This window comes from Staphylococcus sp. LCT-H4 (assembly GCF_001866145.1).
Classification (GTDB): Bacteria; Bacillota; Bacilli; order Staphylococcales; family Staphylococcaceae; genus Staphylococcus; species Staphylococcus succinus.
The window spans coordinates 199375-221135 of record NZ_MODY01000001.1 but is presented as its reverse complement, the minus strand read 5'-3'; the positions used below and the strand labels follow the sequence as shown (position 1 = coordinate 221135).

Sequence of the window (21761 nt, the reverse complement as noted above, 5' to 3'; positions counted from 1 at the left end):
ACAAAAGAATACAATTATTTCAAAGTTCAGTGTAAATTGTTATAATTTTAATGTGTACATTCTAGAGAAAAAGAGAGAAATGACTTAGCAAAGGGCTTTGTAGTAACGAAGCGAAGCCATTGTACTGTAACGAGTTTGTAAAAGTTGTGACAAACTTAATGAAATGAAAGGAAGATAGTGTATGCCAAAATTAATTTTATGTCGTCACGGTCAAAGTGAATGGAATGCAAAAAATTTATTTACTGGATGGGCAGATGTTGATTTATCAGATCAAGGTAGAGCAGAAGCGAAAACATCTGGTAAAAAGTTAAAAGAACAAGGCATAGAGATTGATATTGTTTTTACTTCATTATTAGCTAGGGCAATTAAAACGACGTATCATTTGTTATCAGAATCTGATCAGTTATTTATACCGATTGTAAAATCATGGCGATTAAATGAACGTCATTATGGTGGTTTGCAAGGATTAAATAAAGATGATGCGCGTGATAAATTTGGTGAAGAACAGGTTCATATTTGGAGACGGTCCTATGATGTAGCACCTCCTAAACAAAGTGAATCTCAAAGGAATGATTACTTAAAAGATAAAAAATATGAGCATCTCGATAGAAGAGTTATGCCAGAATCAGAAAGTTTGAAAGATACCTTAATTAGAGTAATCCCATATTGGAACGATCAAATATCACAACAATTATTAGATGGTAAAACAGTCTTAGTATCTGCACATGGCAACTCTTTACGTGCACTTATTAAATATTTAGAACATATATCTGATGAAGATATCATTGGTTATGAAATAAAAACTGGGGCGCCATTAATTTTTGAACTTACTGATGACTTACAAGTCATAGATAAATATTACTTATAAAAGTATTCAATTTTAGAATGACTGAGAAGATACAAATATCATTATAGTTTCTTATTAAGGTAAGAGACATATGTTATTTATTAAAATTGATATATAAAAGTTGTATAAAAAAGAATCTAATAGGGTGCCTAATCATTAGGTACCCTATTAGATTCTTAAATGGTTAGTATAAGATTCTAGAAATGGTTCATTTGGTTCATTAAAATATAAAAATAGTTGAGTATAAAAAGATTAATCATATTTTCAGCAAAAGCGAATATGTAATCAAAATTGTAAAAGTGGTAATTTAATTATGACTTATTACGTTTATGTTGCTGAATAATTTTGCGCGCAAGCTTACGTGTTTTGATATTAGGGCTGTTTAAATTACGGCGAGCAGTTTGTAAATCTAGTTTCATGGAAATGACCTCCTTTAGTAACTAACACAATTATGAAGGAAAAACAGCGTTTTGTAAATAGTAATAATTACGATTTATAATAAATGTGTCTGAACTTAATTAGAACAATAAAGTTTTTTACAATATGCCAAACTTTTTTAATGATATGTTAATAAAATATATGTATAATTCATTATTACAGCTAATTTTAAGTTTTATATATTATTGTAGAAAAGGAGAAAGGTATGAAGCACAAAACAAAATTAATAATGATATTTGTAATGCTGCTTGGTGGATTCTTTGGACTATTAAATGAAACCTTATTAACGACAGCATTACCTAGTATAATGAAAGAATTTAATATAGATTATACAAAAGTACAATGGCTTACAACGGCATTCTTATTAACTAATGGGGTAGTTGTCCCATTATCAGCAATGATTATACAAAGATTTACAACAAGGCAGGTCTTTTTAACTGGAATATTAATCTTCCTGATCGGTACGCTTATTGCTGGGTTCAGTCCGAACTTTACAATATTATTAATAGCAAGAATTGTTCAGGCGTTAGGTTCAGGAATTATGATGCCATTAATGATGACTACGGTCTTAGATGTATTTGAACCACATGAACGAGGTAAATACATGGGGATGTTTGGGCTAGTTATTGCTTTAGCACCAGCGATTGGTCCGACACTTTCTGGTTATCTAGTTGAGTATTTCGAGTGGCGCTCACTTTTCCATGTGGTTACGCCAGTTGCTGCTGTTACATTCCTCGCAGCACTTAAATTTGTGAAAAATGTTGGTTTGAAAAAGAAAGCACCTATTGATGTACTTTCAATCATTATGTCGGTACTAGGCTTTGGTAGTGTACTATATGGTACAAGTACAATTTCTCGTGAGGGATGGAATGATCCGATCGTACTAACAACTGTCATCGGTGGAATCATTTTAATCGCATTGTTTATATTTAGACAAACACGATTAGAAAATCCATTACTCGACTTTTCACTATTTAAAATCAATCAATTTACTATAGGGATTATAATCATGTCATTTACGATGATATCAATGATTGGTTCTGAAACAATATTACCTATGTTTGTGCAAAATATTATGAAAGATTCTGCATTACAATCAGGTCTTATATTATTGCCTGGCGCTATAGTCATGGGAGTGATGTCAGTATTATCTGGATTATTATTTGACAAGTATGGTGCTAGAATTTTAGCTATTATAGGTATGATTATTGTAGTTATAACGACTTCTTATTTTGTCGTTATGGATGAGCATACATCTGCTACTATGCTAGCAACTATTTATGGTATCCGCATGGTGGGTATTGCTTTAGGATTAATGCCATTAATGACGCATACAATGAACTTCTTATCATACGAAATGAATGCGCATGGTTCAGCTATGACCAATACATTGCAACAAATTTCAGCATCTATTGGTACAGCAGCACTTTTCACAACAATGAGTCAATCATCAAAAAACTTCACACCAGACATGAGTGACTATAAAGGAATGGGTAAACAAGAAATAGCAGCTCAAGTGCAACATGATGCATTGCTAAATGGCTATCATAGCGCCTTCTGGTTTGCTGTAATTATTTCTTTCCTTAGTTTAATTTGTGTATTCCTGTTGAAAAGTAAGAAGAAAATGAATTTAGAACAAGAATAAGTATATAATAGCTGATAGATATGTGGGCGAGGGGACAACTCAAACAGAACATCTATCGGCTTTTTCTTTATCAGTAATAATTTATAGAGGATCATAATAATTTGAAGTCTATAAATAGCATAGTAAGTTATTTTCAAAATAAATGAGGTAAATAAATAATGGATCATAATATGAAATTGTATGATAAGCCATTTCGGTTAATTGAAAATGGCTCAAAAACGATTGAAGTCAGACTAAATGATAAGAAGAGACAAGAAGTACAGGCGGGAGATTTTATCGTTTTTGAAAATATTGAGAAGAATCAAAGTATTAAAGTTGAAGTGTTAAAAGTAATACAATATATATCGTTTCAAGCATTGCTTAAAGCATATTCTAATAAAGAAATTGGCATGGATGAAAAAATGCAATTATCTCAAAAATTGGCTCAAATTTATCAAATATATAGTCAAACAGATGAATTAAACTATGGGGCATTAGCTATAAAAATACGTGTAGTATCAAAATAATCTTGATAAACATGTCGGTTATAATTAGGTAAATAGACTGTAATATCAACTCAAAACAAAGACCACTGCTATTTATTAAATAACAGTGGTCTTTCAAATAATTTCAGAATTTGTTACAATTCAAATTTCCGTTTTCAAGTCCATAATAGCTATTTGATCGAACATCTACTATAAAGATGCAAGGCTAAAAATAGAGTGTGTGGATGTGGAAAGTATAAAAAAACTGACGCTAAGTTGGAATCTTTGTCGACAGACTAAATCCAATCGACATCGTCGTCGATTGGATTACTGAACGACTCATATTTCGCTTATTATAATTTCCCTATTAATTTGCCAATATTATAGACTAAAGGTTTAATAGGTTTTACAAAGTCCCCGATATATTCTTCAACATCAGCATTGAAGCCTTTTTTGAATTGCTGTACACCATAATCCTCAGCATCCTCACTGAAATCTCCAGTAATGCCATAGAAATTGTAGCGGTCAATATTATGTCTCTTAGCAAATTTAATCATTTCCCACTGTAGTTTATACGCACCCATATATGCATTATAGTTAGGATTAGAGCCACTTGATAAATAATATACTTCATAATCGTTATAAATATAAATTGCAGCGGCCAAATCTAGTATTGAGCCATCTGTAGCTATAGTTGCTGCTGTATCATCTATTTTTCGCTGTGCACTATTAATTTGTTGTGTTAATTGTGTATGCTTTGTTTTTTGTTTTTTTGAATTTGGACTTTCTGTTAATGCTGTTTCAACTTCAAGTAGTTGATTGTTTAAGGTATTATGTTTTTCTTTTAAGCTCGCGATATATTCGTTTAAGTCAATATAAGCTAACTGTAAAGAAGCATAACCTTTATATGCTTTTTGTAACTCTTCAAAGTAAGGCTCATCTCGGAAAGAGAAACCGTGTTTTTCTTCTGCCATTTTAAATAACTTGAAAAATCTTTCAGTTTCTTCAATAGGAAGTGTTGTAACTTTAACTCCCATCTCTTCAGTTCTTTTAATGTTTCGGCGTGTTTGATAATCCATCTCTTTTAATAATTGCTGTTCGGTCTTATTTTTTAAGTCTAAAACAGATAGCCAACGAATTTGACTAGTCTTTGAATAACCAACAGGATAGCCTTGATGCTTATAACCTAATTGGTCTAATGTACTAATTAACATGCGATTATCATAAGACTTAATGATTTCACCATCTGCATTCCTTAAATTTTCTAAAATATAAGGATCGAGTAATACATATAGACAGTTATGTTTTTTTAAATATGAAGTTAGTGATTTGAAGTAAAAATTAACTAATGCAATATTATTGTAGTCTAGTACAGGACCACGTTGACTATAAAAATATTTGAAAAATTTTAAAGCACGTGCTTCGGTAAACATACCAGCAGCAATGATTTCACCATTTTTATTTTTAACACCTAGTAAATGTGCGTCGGATTGATCTTGTGCTTCATAATTCACACGCGTCTGAGTATAATGAGAAAAATTATTGTGTGTGAATTCAGCAAATTCTTCAGGGGTAATATTCACAAATTGCATAGGATTTCTTTTCCTCCTTAAAGGGGTAATTTAAATTTTTTTTATTAAATTGGTTGATATATAAACAGTATATCAAAATTAATGTTAAATGACATTGTATAAGAAGATTGTTGGTATAGTGATTAATTGTGAGATGCATATAATTGTTAGTGGTTTTTCACATAATTTCTATGGGCAAAATAGACTAGAACATTTGGATTTTTCGTTGTATGATGTTACATACGGAATAATGGTGTATATTAAAATAGAATTCTATTAAAAAAATGGGGATGTTTTAGGAGAGGTAAGTAATGAAAAAGTTATTGATTTTGATTGTTGTATCGGTAGCAATAAGTGCGGGATGCAGCAGTAGTAAATATACAGACAAAATAGAAAAAGCTGTCAATCAGCAACAAACATATCAAAAGCATTTAGCTCAGAAACAAGAAGGCGATGCGCATAAAAAATTCGATAAAAAAGAAGCTAATATTTATGTATATGAAAAAGGGAAATATGTAACATTAGCTTATAAACCATTAAAAGAAGATGCCGAAGTGCATTATTATACTTATAAATTTAAAAATGGAAAAGCTAAATATTTAATTGATTTTAATTCAAAAGGCTATACACAAACTCATGAAGCAGATTATAAAGAAGAAAATATGAATATTAATGAATAAAGAAGCCGCAGTTTAGCTATTATTCAAAAGGCAATCGAGGTGTCCACATAAGCATATGAAAAAGTTATGGATAAGTTTAATGATAGCAGCAACAATATTACTGTTGGTGGGATGTACGAATCCAGAGCATGCACATAAAGATGACAAACGTGATAGTAATGGCAAAATAAAAATCATCGAATATGGTGATTTTAAATGTCCTTATTGTAAAAAAGTTGAACATAATATCATGCCAAAACTAAAAAGAGATTATATCGACAAGAACAAAGTAAACTATCAATTTGTAAATATGGCATTTTTAGGAAAAGATTCTATAATTGGATCTAGAGCTGGGCATGCAGTTAAACAAATAGCACCAAGTCGCTATTTAAAATTTCAATCATTAATGTTTGAACAACAACCCGATTCAGAAAAAAAATGGATTACCGAAGAAGTGGTGGACAAACAAATTGATAAATTAGCGATTAAAAAGACGACTAAAGAGAAAATAAAAAAAGAATATAAAACAAAAAATAGTAAATCATGGCAAGCAGCTAAAGATGATCAAAAGCAATACAAAGATAAACACATTGATACTGCACCTACAGTTTATATTGCTGGTAAAAAACTAGAAGACCCTTATCACTATGATAATTATAAAAAGTTATTAGATAAGCAATAATTAAATTATGCCTCAGTACAATTTCATAAAAGATTGTACTGGGGTTTTTTTTATGATTTTTAAATCGTAATTATTACGAAAAAATATTTTAAGGTATTGCTTTTCAAACGAACTAAGGCTATAATTTTAAATCGTAACGATTACTATTTAATGGAGGGAAATTATGAAGAGAACAATATACATATCATTTCTAGTTATTATCTTATCTATTGTAATGACAGCATGTGGAAAAGACGATGCAGAGCGTAACGTTCAAGGAGATGACAAAAAAATAAAAATAAACACTACAGTTTATCCGTTAAAATCATTTGCAGAACAAATTGGTGGAGAGCATGTTTCTGTAGAATCTATTTATCCAGAAGGCACAGACATGCACAGCTTTGAACCAACACAAAAAGATATTATCAGCGCGAGTAAGGCTGATTTATTCATTTACACGGGTGATGATTTAGACCCTGTTGCTAAAAAAGTAGCAGCCACAATTAAAACACAAGATAAAAAATTGGCATTGGAAGATAAATTGGATAAATCGCAATTACTGACAGACCAACATAGTCACGAGGAGTCAGAAGAACATAATCACGGTAGTGAAGAAGGTCATCATCATCATGGTGGATATGATCCACACATATGGCTAGATCCTAAGTTTGATCAAACCTTTGCGAAAGAAATTAAAGATGAGTTGATTAAAAAAGACCCAAATCATAAAAAAGAATACGAGAAAAATTATAAAAAATTAAATAAAGAATTAATACAAATTGATGAAAAAATGAAAGATACAACAAAGGATAAAAAAGGGAACGCAGTATTTATTTCTCATGAATCAATGGGATATCTAGCTAATCGTTATGGATTTGTACAAAAAGGTGTCCAAAATATGAATGCTGAAGATCCTTCACAAAAAGATTTAACTAAAATTGTAAAAGAAATTAATGAGTCTGGTACTAAATATATTCTCTATGAAGATAACGTTTCAAATAAGGTGACAGATACAATACGTAAAGAAACTAAGGCAAAACCATTAAAATTTTATAATATGGAATCATTAACTAAAGCACAACAAAGTGATAAAACAATCACCTTCCAATCATTAATGAAGAAAAACATTAAGCATATTAATATGACTTTAAATGATAATATTAAAGTCAACGATGACAGTAAAAAGAACAAGCATGAGAAAGCTATATCGGAAGGTTATTTTAAAGATAGCCAAGTTAAAGATAGAAAGCTTTCAGATTATAATGGTGACTGGCAATCAATATATCCATACTTAAAAGATGGTAGCTTGGATGAAGTAATGAAACATAAAGCTAATGAAGATGATTCAATGTCAGAAAAAGAATATAAGGCATATTATGAAAAGGGTTACGAAACTGATATTGAAAATTTGAAAATAAATAATGATACGATTGCATTCACGAAGGATGGTAAGAAAATACAAGGTAAATATAAATATGATGGAAAAGATATTTTGAAATATGAAAAAGGTAATAGAGGTGTTAGGTTTACGTATAAACTTACAGAAGGCGAAGATAAAACATTACCTAAATATGTGCAATTTAGTGATCATAATATAGCGCCGACAAAATCACATCATTTTCATATATTTATAGGTAATGATAGAGGAAAAGTCTTAAAAGAATTAGATAACTGGCCGACGTATTATCCTCAAGATTTAACTAAAAAGGAAATAAAAGAGGAGATGTTAGCACACTAATCATAAATAAGGTGGTTTTAAACTTTTACGAAACCTTAATAATAAAAATGAGTAAATTGACATTTAAAGGGAATAAAATTTAAAGAGTGAAAATAGAAACCATTTTTGTTGATATATAAAATATAGTTGATATAATAAGTATAGTGGTAAAATTCAAAAATACTTTGGAGGTATGTTTCTATGACAACATTTAATTTTGACCCAGCACATTCAGCAGTGGAATTTTCAATTAAGCATTTAGTTATTTCAAACATTAAAGGTAGATTTAATGATTTTGATGCTAAAATAGAAGGCGATGTAAATGATTTGAGTACACTTAAAGGTGAGTTCGCTATTAAAGCTGATTCAATTGATACGCGTGTAGAAGATCGCGATGGGCATTTACGTAGCGGTGATTTCCTAGATGTTGAAAACTATCCAGAAATCAAATTTGAAATTACTCATGCTGATAATAAATCAATTACTGGTAACTTAACTATAAAAGATGTAACAAAAGAAGAAACATTTGAATTGAATTATGAAGGAAAAAGTAAAAATCCAATGAATGGTGCCGAAACGGTAGGTTTTATCGTAAATGGTGCAATTGAACGTGACAAATATGGGGTTACATTTAACCAAACGCTCGAAACAGGTGGCGTTATGATTGGCAAAGATATTAAATTTCAAGTGAGTTTAGAATTTGCTTTAGAAGATTAATATTATGCATTATTTAAAGTAAGAAAATAAAATTATAGATGTTACAAAGCTAAGTTATAAAAGAACTCTATCAGGTATTAAAAGCTGATAGAGTTCTTTCTTTATTATTAGTGGTGGATAGCCTAATAAAATATTGATTATAAAAAATATATACTAATCCTATTGAGTAACATAGTAAATATTCAAACATGACTTGTAAAAAATATTTTGATAAAGAGATATAAAATAATATGTTTGAATTAAAAATCATGCGTAGGGGGTATAGTGGAGATAAGAAAGGGGCGATAATATGACTACGGACATACCTGAAATTGGCGTTCCTGCCACAAAAGCACTAAAAGAACTCGGAGTAACAAACTTAGAAGAAGTAGCAAGTTATGAACGAACAACGTTATTAGATATACATGGTATTGGTCCTAAAGCTATTGAGATACTTGAACAAGCATTAAAGGACGTAGATTTAAGTTTTAAAAATGATGTGTTGCCCGCGTTACCATTTAAGTTAACAGGAGATTTAAATTGTGATAATGCACCTAAAAGGCGTATGATGTTAGAATTTTTAATTGGTTGTGCCCTCATTGAAAAGGAAAAACTAATTAAAACTGTCACTGAAAATTTTGTTTGGAATGTAGTCGATGCATTTCAGATACAAGGGTTAGATGCTTTTTATGAAGAATTGGAATCACACCAAGTTGAAATAGTTTCATTAAATGTTACGCAAAATTTATCTCATGGTAAGTTTGGTGCGTTGCATGGTACTCAAATTGCAAAGGATGGTTCAACGATATATTTTGCAGATTTCTTTGAATTTGAAAGTCACCAGAAAGATGCTAAAGTAAAAACAATAACCTCATATGTCATTATGGACGAAGGAGATGTATAAATGAGTATACAAATTGAACAAAATAAAATTATATTTATTAGAAATTTTAATGCAACGGCAGATCAGATATTTAATGCCTATACGGAACAAGCTTTATTTGAGCAATGGTTCCATCCTAAAGGCGCAATCACAGAAGTATATACGTTTAATGTTCAGACCGAGGGCAATGCATTTTTTGCTATTCGAGGCCCTCAAGGAACAAGTTACACTGTAACAAATTATAATGATGTCCAACGGCCTACACTTATTGATTACTATGATTACTTTGCAGATCAAGATGGGAATATCGATAAGACAATGGCAGGCATGCATAATACGATTCATATTAAAGATAATAAAGATGGCACTACAACCATTAAATCAATTGCTGAATTACCAGATGCCGAAGCAGCTCAACAATTACTGGATATGGGTGTTGAAGAAGGTATGGACGGTACTTTTGATAACTTGGAAGCACTAGTGAAAACATTTTAGAAAAGTCAAAAATATGTTAAAAATACAACGTCTATTTAAAAGCTAACCTCGTTATAATAGAAGATGAAAAGAGGTGGGTCTATTGAATAAACGTTATGTTAAAGTACTTGTCTTATATACATTGAGTACACTTATACCAGCTGGGATTATAAATGAAAAATGTATAAATAAACGTATGTTCAGATGGTTTTTACGTACATTAATGGGCTATGCTATTTTTGCTTATGGTTTGCGCACTTTAAGTAAATTTAAAGTTTGATTTTATAATAAGAAGTCAGAGCATTACTAATGTATGCTCTGACTTCTTTGTGTAGATATTTAAGTTAATTAAGTACTTCTCCATTTGTTTCAATTACTTTACGATACCAATCAAATGACGCTTTCTTTTTACGTTCTAATGTACCATTGCCATTATTGTCTCTATCTACATAGATAAGACCATAACGCTTTTTCATTTCGCCAGTAGTAAAGGAAATGATGTCAATAATGCCCCAAGGTGTATATCCCATTAGATTTACACCGTCCTCATCAACCGCAGCAATAGCCGCTTCAATATGTGATTTTAAATAGTCAATACGGTAAGTATCATGTATTTGGCCATTTTCATCAAATTCATCAATAGCGCCAAAGCCATTTTCAACAATAAAGAGTGGTATCTGATAACGATCATATAATACGTTTAAAGTATAACGTAAACCAGTAGGATCAATGGCCCATCCCCAGTCGCTTTGTTGAATATGCGGGTTATCAACCGAATGTGCTAAACCACCATTGGTAACATTCTCGCCGGTATAAGACTCTGCATCGTGCTTAACCACTGTTGTCATATAGTAGCTAAAACCAATATAATCTACAGTACCTTCACGTAATATTTGCTCATCTCCATCTAGCCAGCCAATATCATAGCCTTTACGTTCGAGCATTTTATTAGCATAACTTGGATAGTAACCACGTACCTGTACATCTGGGAAGAAGAAGCGGAGACGGTTCGCTTTAACAGCTTCCATCATGTCTTCTGGATTACAAGAATACGGATAAATAGCCACATGAGAAATCATTAAGCCTATTTCGAAATCTGGGTTAATCTCTTTTCCTATTTTCACTGCTTTAGCACTAGCGATGAGTTCATTGTGAGCTACTTGATATAGTACTTCTTCGGGGTCTTCATGTGCTTTAACTTGCACACCAGAATTTGTCCATAGGAAAATAGGATTATCTGTATCCATTTGATTATTGATTTCATTAAAAGTCATCCAATATTTTACTTTATCTTTATAGCGTTTAAAGACTGTTTCGGCAAAGTGTGCAAAGAAATCAGCCACTTTTCTATTTCTAAAGCCACCGTATTCACGAGCTAAATGCAATGGCATTTCAAAATGGGAGAGTGTGATAACAGGTTCTATACCATATTTTAAGAGCTCATCAAAAACATTATCATAAAATTGAAGTCCGGCTTCATTTGGTTCTGTTTCATCACCTTTAGGGAAAATACGAGACCATGCGATAGAAGTACGTAAACATTTAAGTCCCATTTCATTAAACAGTGCTATATCTTCTTTATAGCGATTGTAGAAATCGATTCCGATATGATTAGGATAATATTTATTATCATCAATGTCCTGAGTGATTTCTCGTGCTTGACCATGTTCACCGTTCGTCATTACATCAATTACACTTAACCCTTTGCCATCTTCATCATATCCGCCTTCAAATTGATTGGCAGCCAAAGCGCCACCCCATAGAAAGTCTTTAGGTAATTTTGTCATTTTAATCAAGCTCCTTTATATTATTTATTTATAATTGTAAATATTGCTTCGTTTTGTTTAACTTCAGCTGGGTCTTCAACGATAATGTCGTCAAATTCATTCGAATTTGTAATTATAATAGGAATGACAGTATCGTAGCCTTGTGACTGAATTGTATCTTTATCAAAATTTAATAATGGTTGATTACGTGTGATCGTGTCATTTTCTTGAATTAATAATTCAAATCCTTTTCCGTTTAATTGAACTGTATCAAGTCCAACATGTATTAATAGTTCAACGCCATTTTCAGAAGTAATGCCAATAGCATGCTTACTTGGTGCAATCATACTAATCACACCATCAAGAGGAGCCAGTATAGTGTTATCATGTGGCTTAATAGCAATTCCTTTTCCCATCATGCCCTCTGAAAATATAGGATCGTTAACTTCTGATAATGCGATGGTTTGACCATGGATTGGTGCATAAATCGTTGTTTCGAGATGTTCATTTTGAGGCGAAATCATAGATGTATCATCGTTATTCGCATTAGTAGTATTAACATCCTCTGTTGTATCATCTCCATAACCGAAAATTTGAATTAATATAATTGGTAAAATGATAGCAATAGCACTACCAATTAAGATGCCCCAAATTGAGGTAGGATTATCTGCGCTATAACCATTAACTATAGTTATAGGACCAGGAAGGCCAGCATAGGCATAATATTTTGGATTAAAGAAACTAGCTACGAAGGCACCTATGGCACCACTAATACATGCGATGATAAAGGGTTTTTTAAAGCGTAAGTTCACACCATACATTGCAGGTTCAGTGATACCGAAGATTGCTGTGATACCAGCAGATGATGACACTCTCTTAATTTCTGTACGCTTAGCTTTGATGAATACACCTAATACTGCGCCAAATTGTGAAATGACAGCAATTGTCTGGAAAGCTTGGAACGCATCACTCTTATGTTGTTCAAAGTTGGCTAAAATAACAGGAGTGATTCCCCAATGAACACCAAAGATTACAAATATTTGCCATAATCCTCCAATTAAAGCGCCTGCCAACCAAGGAGCAACAGCTACTAGGTAGTTAAAGCCACCCGCAATACCATGTGCAGCAAGTGTGGATATTGGACCAATTACAAGCAAAGTGATTGGGACCATTATAATAATACTGAAAAAGGGTGTGAATAATGGCTTAACCACATCATGTATCCACTTATTTAAATATTTTTCAACGTAAGATAATATCCAGACTAATAATAAAGGCGGTAAAACAGATGATGTATAGCTCGTTTCTGTTAATGGAATACCAAATAATCGTACTGATTCACCATCTTGGATTTTAGCTACTATATCACTTAACTCAGGGCTAACGAGTGCTGCAGTACAAGCGACTGCAATATAAATATTTACATTAAAATGTCTGGCTGCAGTGATTGCTATGAATATAGGTAAAAATGTAAAAGGCGCCCATGATATTAAATTAAACACTTCATAAGTGCCAGTATTTTTAAAAGTAGGGGCAATGAGGTTGATAACAATTAGTAAACCTTGCAATATACCTGCGGCAGCTAAAATATATATAAAAGGTGCAAATACTGCAGACATAGTTGCGATAACTCTGTTAATAACAGTGCCTTTATTTTCTTGTTCTAGGTCGCTACTTCTAACATCATCGCCTGTTAAAGATTCGAATGATTGATATACCTCACCAACATTATTACCTATAACTACTTGAAACTGCCCATTATTTTCAACGACTGTAACGACGCCATCAATTTCGGACACTTTCTTTTTAGCATCAGGTATAGATCTTTTTAATACTAAACGCAATCTAGTTGCGCAATGCGTACTATTGACAAGGTTTTCTTCGCCACCAACAGCATCTAAGATTTGCTGGGCAAGCACTTCATTTTTATCTGCCATATTTTTGCAACTCCTTCATTGATATATTAAACACACTTTAATGTAAGCGATTTACTTCATTATAATTATACCGGTACAATTTGTAAAGACCCTAACAAATTATATGTGATGTATGTTAAAATGAAGTTCATGTTATAATGATTTGAATTTTATTATAAAAGGGGTATATGTATGCTCAAGTATGAACAAATTGCTCAACAGTTAAATCGGTATATTGTAGAAGGAAATTTTCAAGCTGGTGATAAATTACCGAGCGTGGAAGCTTTGAAAACTAAATATAATGTGAGTAAGAGTACAATCATCAAAGCGTTAGAAGCTTTGGAGAAAAAGGGGAATATTTACCAAGCTCGTGGTAGTGGCATATATGTGCGTAATCAAAAAAGAGAAGGATATCTTAATTTATTTTCTTCTAGTGGATTTAGTGATGAAATTGAGGGCAGTCATGTAACGAATAAAGTGTTGCGTGTAGAAGAGGTGTTACCCCCTAAAGATGTTTGTCAGAAGTTAAAGCTATCGCATGATACATCTGTATATGTATTGGAACGTATAGTTTATGTTGATGGAGCAGTATTATGTTTCGAACAATCATACTTTAATAAAGATATTGTATTATATTTAAATGAATCTATAGCTGAAAATTCTGTGTTTAAATATTTAGAGCAAAATTTAAAAGTAAAAATAGGATTTTCAGATATTTATTTTGCAGTTGATAAATTAAAGTCACAGGAAGCTGAAAAGTTAGAATTAAGTAATGGAGACCCTTGTTTAAGATACGAACAAATATTTTATACTACCACGGGCATACCATTCGATTGTTCAAATTTGTTATATCATTACCAAAATGCACATTTTTATATTCCATCTCAAAAATAAAAGGCTTGTTTATCTTGTAATGACTTAACTTTAATTAAGTACATCACAAGGTAAACAAGCTTTTTAAAAGCGATCAATAACGCTTTGGATAGTATATATATTAAGTTGATTGACGATTGCATGATCTACCTCATTGTATATTTCGTCTAAGGCATGGCTAATATTTTTCCCAACATAACAATTAGGGTTTGTATCATTATGAATTTTGGCAAAGTGTGCAGTTTCTGAAAATATTAATTGATATAAATCCCCTAATTTAATTTCTGTTGCAGGTATAGACAAATTATACCCCGCCTTACCTTGGCTACTATGAATAAAATGGCCATTTTTTAAATAACGACATATTTTTCTCACTAAAGTTGCATTACTATTAATACTATCAGCTATATATTGACTAGATACTGCCTCTTTTTCTGTAGCTAACAAGGTAAGTATATGAATTGAAACTGAAAATTGTGTGTTCAAGTGAGTGCCTCCAATACTAGATACTTGTGTATTTATTATATACAAGTAAAGTTTACGCCATTTTTTTAGAACTATCAATGTATTAAAATATAAAACATTGCCATATTGAACTATTAAAAATAGCTTGAAAATAATATAATGGCTTTAATGTATGAGTAATATTTCATATTAGGAAATTTAATTGTATAAGGGGGGCGCTTTTATGATAGATAATCATAAAGCAATCAAAGATACATACATGTCGAGGGAAACAATTGAAAATATTAATAGTCAGGTACAGATGAAAACGGTATTATTCAGTCAAACGCCAGGGCGTTATGCTTTAAAGGCAATAATGTCAGGGTTTCTATTAGCGCTTGTCACTGTATTTATGCTCGCAATCAAGGCGCAATTTGAAGGGGCCAATGAAGGGTTAGTTAATTTAGTGGGAGCTATTGCATTTAGTTTAGCTTTAGTATTGATTGTACTTACACACTCAGAATTATTAACGAGTAACTTTATGTATTTAACTGTAGGTTGGTATTATAAAGTAATCGCGCTTAATAAAGCGTTAGCTATTGCATTAGTATGCTTCTTTTTTAATATTATAGGTGGTTTTATTTTGTTTATCATAATGAAAATCACCCCTATCATGACACCCGAAATGATTGAGAGTTTGCGTGCGCTTGTAGATAGTAAGACGGTTCATAGCACTTGGTTTGCAATATTGGGTAAAGCTATCTTTTGTAACTTTTTTATTAATATTGGCATTTATATCTCAATACAATTTAAAGATGGTTTATCGAAAGCATTTTTTATCGCATGTGGTGTGATTGTTTTCGTATTTATGGGTTATGAGCACGTAGTATTTAATGCTGGACTTTATGTAGGGATGATTTTTTATGACTTTGATGCCGTAGCTTGGTTACATGTATTAAAAAATATTACATTTGCATTTATCGGTAACTTTATCGGTGGTGGTATTTTTGTAGGTTTATTATATGCCTATTTGAATGGTAAAAGAGATAGTTTGCAGTAGATATAATTATTATAAAATATGTTCGAAAAGCCTCGTAATCAAAATTATGAGGTTTTTTATTTGAAGGGCTTACATAAAAAGTGTGATACATCTAGATATACAAGGATTTTATTTTTATAAAACGTATCAATTGACTCAAATATCAAGAACCCATATTGTATTGTTATGATTATAAAAAGAAATGTTGATTTTAAATATAATTATAGTAGAAAATATATACTGCATATAAAAAAGGAGTGTCTCAATGTCTGAATATAACATCAGAGTGGCTGTAGAAGCGGATGCTGAAGAATTACAAAAATTAATGTATGAAGCATTCACCCCACTAAGAGAATTAGAGATAGATTGGCCATCAGTCAATGCCAGTGTGGATTTAGTGAAAAATAATCTTATCACTAGCACAACGTTTGTTTTAGAAAATGAAACTGAAATCATTTCTACGATCACTGTTCGCTATCCATGGGAAGGTAAGCGTCGTATATCTATTTATCCATTTGTTTGGTGGTTTGCTACAAAACCCTCATACGATGGTAAGGGATTAGGGAGTAAATTATTAAAATATGTAGAAGAGACATATTTAAGAGATACACTCAAAGCACCGGCAGTAACGTTAGGTACTTCTGCACGTAAGCATCCATGGTTACTTGATATTTATAAAAAACGTGGCTATGAAGTTTATGCTGAACACGAAAGTGATGATGGCGATTTAGGTGTTATTATGAGAAAAGTACTTATACCTGAACGTTTTCACGAAGATGTCCTTGGTCATCCACCGTTTTAATCAATAATAAAAAAACCTAGATGAGTGCAATGACCACTCGTCCAGGTTTTTTATTTTATGAAATAGTGTTGCAAACTTACTATTATTGCAGAGTTACTAGTTTGTTTAATCGATTTGAATATTTGTTTTTGATTCGTCGTTAACTGATTTCTTAGGTAATCTCACATTGAGCACACCTTTATCATAAGCAGCTTGAATTGCATTTTCATCTACATTATTAAATGTAAACTGACGTTTTACATCATTAAAGCTACGTTCTTGATGAATCACTTGCCCGTTATCATCTGCTGATTTATTTTCAGTTGTCTGTTTACCTTCGATTGTGAGTATATTGTTCTCAAATTCTAGAGAAATATTTCTTTTTTCGAATCCTGGCAGTTCAGCTTCAACGACATATTGATCATCTAACTCTTTTACATCTGCTTTAATAGAACTGTTACCAGGGAATTGTTCAAAAAATTGACGGCCAAAGTCTTTGAATAAGTCGCTAGGATTCACGTCAAATAATGGATTGTTAAAAGATTTTTTTTCAAAAGTCATGATACATTGCTCCTTTATAGTTAATTTTAAATAAATTTAATCGATAATAATTTGTTTTTTATATTGTTTTTTAGGAAGCTTAACAGTCAACATACCATCAGCCATTGATGCTGAAATGTTTGTATCATTAATATTTTTGAATATGAATTTTCTGCTAACTTCACTTGTGTTTCGCTCTTTAATTATATAGGATGATATTTCTTCATTTGTAGTATTAACGTTCGATGCTGTTATTGTTAAAGTATTTTCATTATAGTCAATAGAAACGTTTTCTTTATTAAATCCAGGGAGTTCAGCTTTCACAAAGTATTGATTTTCATCTTGATAAACATCTACTTTGAAATCTTGGCGTTCTGGTAACAAACTATCAAATAAATCGTTTGGAAGATTACGAGTGCTAGTATTTTGTATCATCTTAAACACCTCTCCTTTAACTTTATAACCATATTATAAGATATTAGTCAAAGAAAGTCAAAGTCAAGGCTTATGTATAAAATTTAAATGTGCTGTAAGTGAATAGGGGTATAATAATAGATATTGCTAAAATAGAAAGGTGAGTATGGAAAGTGAATAATTAAGAAAAGGGTATAAAAAAGAGGCAATAAAAAGTTGAAGAATGGCTGCAATGATTACAAATCCTTACTTTTAAATTACCTCATGTATAGTTAGATATCTTTAGAAAAATTCTTATTAACGAAATGTTGTAATGTCTCTTTTAAGTGAATAGCTTCATCAAGATCCATGTTAAATTCGCTAAAAACTTTTCTTGAAATTTTTGAGAGTGGTTCTCGTACTTCTACACCTTTATCAGTAAGCGTGATTTGTAAATTACGCTCATCATCTAATTCACGTGTTCGAGTGACATAACCCTTCTTCTCAAGTTTTTTTAATAAAGGTGTCAGTGTACCTGAGTCTAGAAAAACACGTTCACCAAGTGTTTTAATATTAATCTTGTCATCTGCTTTAATTGCGAGTAAGACAATATAACCTGTGTATGTTAAATCAAACTCTTTTAAATAGGAAGTATACTTTTTAATTATTTCTTTAGAAGAAACATAAAAAAGAAAGCAAAGTTGTCGTTCGAGATAGCTATCTTTTTCCTCCATTTAATCACCCCTTTTGAAATTTAACCTTATTATGAACGATAGTCATTGTCAAGGAACGATTGTGCGCCTCTTTTGGAAATTTTTTATACTATTAATAATAGATTACATAGTGATAAATATAAAAAGGTTAAATAAACTCATAATACACAAGATAATTGTTAAAAATAAAAGGTCATATGAAGTATTATAAATATGATTAAAGCAAGGGTGAACAACTTTAATGTGATTACTGCAATTAAAAAAATGATGTCAGCTCAAAAATTGTTAAAGCATAATAATATAAGGAGATTTTGTTACAGAAATGTTATACCTCTTTATAAATTAATTATAATCAGTCATACTAATAACATTATGATTGAAAATAAGTATGAATACTCAGGCGGACTAAATCATTCGTATTTGTTGTCAAAAGGACTTATTTTAATATAGGAAGATATTGATTCAACTAAAGGAGAATTAAGATGAAGACATTTTTTAAAATTTTTGGGTTACTCGTTTTATCACTTATAATTGCTATTGTATTTTTCTTTAGCTTAAGAACGTATCAAGGTCATAAAAATTTGGAACTTGTTGACCATTATATGAAAGAACAAAATTTGACTGAACAAATAAAATCCGAAAAAACATTATATAGTGGTAAAAAAGGATTGTATTATAAAGAGGTTAAATTTAAAGATGATTCAAGTCTAACGTATGTCGTTCAACCTGTCAGTACGTATAAAGGTATTGTTGTTCAAGGCTTTGATTCAGAAACGAAGAAAAATGTAAAAGATGCAAAGCACAATGCGTTTAAAAAGGACTATAAACCTAAAGATTAACTCGTTTTAATTATCATAAAAGAAGATTTAAAGTATAAAAGCACCTACAATTTATTGTAGGTGCTTTTATACTTTGTCGGTGTTATTGATTAATAGTGTTTTTGAAGCACTGTTTATCCTATATATTATTGAAGTATTAAGTTAAGAATGTTATAAATATTCATCAAAACTCAGGTAAGACAAGGAGCGTTAAAGATCATTTTGATAGTATGTTACTCAAATACAATTAATTGGAAAAGAGTAGTGATAAATAGTGTTGAAATACTAGAAAAAAAGGAAGATAAATATGCGTTTAACGACTGTTACTGTAGTTATAAGGAGATTTTTAAGTGAGGCGCAAAAACCTTCATGTTACTTATATATATGATTATAGGGTTAAATGTAAATTTAAGGTAAAAAAATAACTTTTTTGTATAAAAATTTTATATCTAAAGAAAATGTAATTTGATATAATTAAGCAATGTCAGAAGAAGGGGAGAAACATCATGGCAATTTTTAGAAGAATTAGTTTGCCGATGCAAGTTATTATCGCATTGGTGTTAGGTGTGATTGTAGGGTTATTACTCTACGGGCACGATGAACTCGTTAATTATATTCAACCGTTTGGCGATATCTTCTTGAATTTAATAAAAATGATCGTTATACCAGTTGTTTTCTGTTCACTAGCTTTATCTATTTCAAATGTAGGTGAATCTAAAACAGTCGGCCGTTATGGCTTTAAAACAATCGTATACTTTGAGATTATAACAACTATTGCTATAGCATTAGGGATAATTTTTGCAAATATATTTAAACCAGGTATGGGATTAAATCCGGACAAATTACCGAAAGGTGATATTTCAAATTATGAATCGTCTGCGAAGGCAGCAGAGCATAGTACATACGGAAATCATTTTATCGATACAATTGTTAATATAGTACCTACAAACTTTTTTGAAGCTTTAACTAAAGGTGAATTATTACCTATTATATTCTTTGCAGTATTTTTTGGAATTGCATTGTCAGCAGTTGGTGACAAGGGCCAACCGGTTAAAGACGTGCTTAATGGTGCTTTAGAAGCTGTATTTTGGATGATAAATAAAATTCTTAAATTAGCACCAATAGGTGTATTCGCATTTATTTGTACAACGATAATGACATTTGGTGCTTCAGCACTACTGCCATTATTAAAATTATTACTTGTCGTTGTTGGTGCAATGGTATTCTTCGTTGTTGTTGTATTAGGGATTGTAGCTAAAATTTGTGGTGTTAATATTTTCTCAATAATGAAAATATTAAAAAATGAATTGTTACTAGCCTTTTCAACTTCAAGTTCTGAATCTGTACTTCCTATAATTATGCAAAAAATGGAGCGATTTGGTTCTCCAAAAGAAGTTACATCTTTTGTAGTGCCTATAGGTTATACATTTAACCTTGATGGTTCTGCTTTGTACCAATCTATTGCAGCATTATTTGTTGCCCAAATGTATGGTATAGATATGTCTATCGGTCAGCAAATTATGTTAATGGTAACATTAATGGTTGCATCAAAAGGTATGGCAGGAGTTCCAGGTGTCTCCATTGTAGTATTAATTACAACGTTGACTTCTATGGGACTTCCGGCAGAAGGACTAGCACTTATTATAGGGATTGATCGTCTGCTTGATATGGTAAGAACATGCGTAAACGTAATGGGTAACGCATTATCTACTATAGTCATTGCGAAATGGGAAAATGTTTATGATAAAGAAAAAGGGCAAGAATACTTAAAAACAATATAAAATTTTAATTCTGACATTAAAACACCAAGTAGTGTATACACTACTTGGTGTTTTTATAATGATATGACATTAGTGCTCAATTAGAAAATCAATAAGCTATTCAATGTAATAGAAGATATTTAAATATGAGCTAGGTTATGAAATTACATACCTTTCATTTCGCCCATATCATGAATTTTCATCATTAAACCATGAGGAATATCATCATGACTTACAACTTCCATTTTACTAAAAGCATCATCGCCGTCAGTTTTAATTAATTTTACAAAATCGCCATGTTTTGGTGAAAAGCCTGATTCAGAAGGAAGTTTGACATTTTTTTCTACTTTATGATCTTTTTCACTCACTATTTTTTCAGCAGTAGTATCATTTTTCATGTAACCATAATAGGTTTCTTTTTGCCCACCAGACATCATCATAATGACTAATACAATAGCTACAATCAACATGATAGCACTTATAGTAATCGCAAATACTTTATTGTTTTTCAACGTTGAATTCTCCTTTATGTTTATTTACTCTGTTATATCTAAAAAGGTAAAATAATGCAATTAAAAGATGAATACATAAGCCAACTTAAAATAATTGTTTCATCAACACACATTGTTAATATATTCCATTTTAAGTGTAACATTGAATACG

General features: G+C 31.2%; 24 protein-coding genes. 15 read left to right on the top strand and 9 right to left on the bottom strand.

Features of this window, described 5'->3' with window-relative positions:
* Positions 1-181: 181 nt before the first annotated feature.
* The gene (locus BK821_RS01105) at positions 182-868 is read left to right on the top strand and encodes a 2,3-diphosphoglycerate-dependent phosphoglycerate mutase (RefSeq protein WP_046835823.1); all 687 of its coding nucleotides are present in this window, start codon (positions 182-184) and stop codon (positions 866-868) included.
* A gap of 290 nt (positions 869-1158) precedes the next feature.
* Here the strand turns inward: BK821_RS01105 and BK821_RS13305 are convergent, their stop codons facing one another.
* On the bottom strand, positions 1159-1266 hold the full coding sequence (locus BK821_RS13305; RefSeq protein ID WP_101118117.1) for a putative metal homeostasis protein: 108 nt from the start codon (positions 1264-1266) through the stop codon (positions 1159-1161).
* A 224-nt stretch (positions 1267-1490) separates the two neighbouring features.
* On the opposite strand from BK821_RS13305, the gene BK821_RS01100 reads away from it, so the two are divergent.
* Positions 1491-2930 (top strand): MDR family MFS transporter, encoded by a 1440-nt coding sequence (locus BK821_RS01100; RefSeq protein WP_046835822.1) that lies wholly within the window; start codon positions 1491-1493, stop codon positions 2928-2930.
* A 158-nt stretch (positions 2931-3088) separates the two neighbouring features.
* Positions 3089-3436 carry an ASCH domain-containing protein gene (locus tag BK821_RS01095; protein ID WP_071330996.1) on the top strand — a complete coding sequence of 116 codons (348 nt, stop codon included), beginning with the start codon at positions 3089-3091 and terminating at the stop codon, positions 3434-3436.
* Between the two features lie 311 nt (positions 3437-3747).
* Here BK821_RS01095 and BK821_RS01090 read toward each other — a convergent pair whose 3' ends face one another.
* Positions 3748-4986: an aminoacyltransferase gene (locus tag BK821_RS01090; protein WP_046835820.1), complete on the bottom strand. Its 1239-nt coding sequence runs from the start codon at positions 4984-4986 to the stop codon at positions 3748-3750.
* A gap of 290 nt (positions 4987-5276) precedes the next feature.
* On the opposite strand from BK821_RS01090, the gene BK821_RS01085 reads away from it, so the two are divergent.
* The 7 genes from BK821_RS01085 to BK821_RS13400 all read left to right on the top strand — a co-directional run bounded on the left by BK821_RS01085 (position 5277) and on the right by BK821_RS13400 (position 10335).
* Positions 5277-5645 (top strand): cystatin-like fold lipoprotein, encoded by a 369-nt coding sequence (locus BK821_RS01085; RefSeq protein WP_046835819.1) that lies wholly within the window; start codon positions 5277-5279, stop codon positions 5643-5645.
* Between the two features lie 55 nt (positions 5646-5700).
* Positions 5701-6306, top strand: coding sequence for a DsbA family protein (locus BK821_RS01080; protein ID WP_046835818.1), 606 nt, complete (start codon positions 5701-5703; stop codon positions 6304-6306).
* Positions 6307-6469: 163 nt separating this feature from the next.
* Positions 6470-8023 (top strand): zinc ABC transporter substrate-binding lipoprotein AdcA, encoded by a 1554-nt coding sequence (gene adcA / locus BK821_RS01075; protein WP_071330995.1) that lies wholly within the window; start codon positions 6470-6472, stop codon positions 8021-8023.
* 180 nt (positions 8024-8203) lie between these two features.
* Positions 8204-8719: a YceI family protein gene (locus tag BK821_RS01070; RefSeq protein WP_046835816.1), complete on the top strand. Its 516-nt coding sequence runs from the start codon at positions 8204-8206 to the stop codon at positions 8717-8719.
* A gap of 289 nt (positions 8720-9008) precedes the next feature.
* Positions 9009-9602 (top strand): helix-hairpin-helix domain-containing protein, encoded by a 594-nt coding sequence (locus BK821_RS01065; RefSeq protein ID WP_046835815.1) that lies wholly within the window; start codon positions 9009-9011, stop codon positions 9600-9602.
* Positions 9603-10076, top strand: coding sequence for an SRPBCC family protein (locus tag BK821_RS01060; RefSeq protein ID WP_046835814.1), 474 nt, complete (start codon positions 9603-9605; stop codon positions 10074-10076).
* A gap of 82 nt (positions 10077-10158) precedes the next feature.
* The gene (locus tag BK821_RS13400) at positions 10159-10335 is read left to right on the top strand and encodes a hypothetical protein (RefSeq protein WP_177165115.1); all 177 of its coding nucleotides are present in this window, start codon (positions 10159-10161) and stop codon (positions 10333-10335) included.
* A gap of 64 nt (positions 10336-10399) precedes the next feature.
* On the opposite strand, the gene BK821_RS01055 is transcribed toward BK821_RS13400, so the two are convergent.
* Positions 10400-11842, bottom strand: coding sequence for a 6-phospho-beta-glucosidase (locus BK821_RS01055; protein ID WP_046835812.1), 1443 nt, complete (start codon positions 11840-11842; stop codon positions 10400-10402).
* 20 nt (positions 11843-11862) lie between these two features.
* Complete coding sequence (locus BK821_RS01050) at positions 11863-13758, bottom strand: beta-glucoside-specific PTS transporter subunit IIABC (protein ID WP_071330994.1); 1896 nt, start codon at positions 13756-13758, stop codon at positions 11863-11865.
* A gap of 171 nt (positions 13759-13929) precedes the next feature.
* Here BK821_RS01050 and BK821_RS01045 point away from each other — a divergent pair, with 171 nt between their 5' ends.
* Complete coding sequence (locus tag BK821_RS01045) at positions 13930-14631, top strand: GntR family transcriptional regulator (RefSeq protein WP_071330993.1); 702 nt, start codon at positions 13930-13932, stop codon at positions 14629-14631.
* A 63-nt stretch (positions 14632-14694) separates the two neighbouring features.
* Here the strand turns inward: BK821_RS01045 and BK821_RS01040 are convergent, their stop codons facing one another.
* Positions 14695-15096: an Rrf2 family transcriptional regulator gene (locus BK821_RS01040; protein WP_071330992.1), complete on the bottom strand. Its 402-nt coding sequence runs from the start codon at positions 15094-15096 to the stop codon at positions 14695-14697.
* A gap of 202 nt (positions 15097-15298) precedes the next feature.
* Here BK821_RS01040 and BK821_RS01035 point away from each other — a divergent pair, with 202 nt between their 5' ends.
* On the top strand, positions 15299-16114 hold the full coding sequence (locus tag BK821_RS01035; protein ID WP_071330991.1) for a formate/nitrite transporter family protein: 816 nt from the start codon (positions 15299-15301) through the stop codon (positions 16112-16114).
* Positions 16115-16358: 244 nt separating this feature from the next.
* A complete protein-coding gene (locus tag BK821_RS01030; RefSeq protein ID WP_046835807.1) occupies positions 16359-16895 on the top strand; it encodes a GNAT family N-acetyltransferase in 537 nt (178 codons plus the stop codon).
* Positions 16896-17000: 105 nt separating this feature from the next.
* Here BK821_RS01030 and BK821_RS01025 read toward each other — a convergent pair whose 3' ends face one another.
* The 3 genes from BK821_RS01025 to BK821_RS01015 all read right to left on the bottom strand — a co-directional run bounded on the left by BK821_RS01025 (position 17001) and on the right by BK821_RS01015 (position 18541).
* Complete coding sequence (locus tag BK821_RS01025) at positions 17001-17435, bottom strand: Hsp20/alpha crystallin family protein (protein WP_071330990.1); 435 nt, start codon at positions 17433-17435, stop codon at positions 17001-17003.
* A gap of 36 nt (positions 17436-17471) precedes the next feature.
* Positions 17472-17849: an Hsp20 family protein gene (locus BK821_RS01020; RefSeq protein ID WP_071330989.1), complete on the bottom strand. Its 378-nt coding sequence runs from the start codon at positions 17847-17849 to the stop codon at positions 17472-17474.
* A gap of 251 nt (positions 17850-18100) precedes the next feature.
* Entirely contained in the window at positions 18101-18541 is a 441-nt protein-coding gene (locus tag BK821_RS01015) for a MarR family winged helix-turn-helix transcriptional regulator (RefSeq protein ID WP_046835804.1), read from the bottom strand.
* Positions 18542-19002: 461 nt separating this feature from the next.
* Between BK821_RS01015 and BK821_RS01010 the strand changes: the two genes are divergently transcribed.
* On the top strand, positions 19003-19359 hold the full coding sequence (locus tag BK821_RS01010) for a DUF3139 domain-containing protein (protein WP_046835803.1): 357 nt from the start codon (positions 19003-19005) through the stop codon (positions 19357-19359).
* A gap of 485 nt (positions 19360-19844) precedes the next feature.
* The gene (locus BK821_RS01005) at positions 19845-21119 is read left to right on the top strand and encodes a cation:dicarboxylate symporter family transporter (RefSeq protein ID WP_046835802.1); all 1275 of its coding nucleotides are present in this window, start codon (positions 19845-19847) and stop codon (positions 21117-21119) included.
* 143 nt (positions 21120-21262) lie between these two features.
* Here the strand turns inward: BK821_RS01005 and BK821_RS01000 are convergent, their stop codons facing one another.
* Positions 21263-21610, bottom strand: a complete 348-nt coding sequence (locus tag BK821_RS01000; protein ID WP_046835801.1) for a DUF4889 domain-containing protein — start codon at positions 21608-21610, stop codon at positions 21263-21265.
* Positions 21611-21761 lie beyond the last annotated feature (151 nt).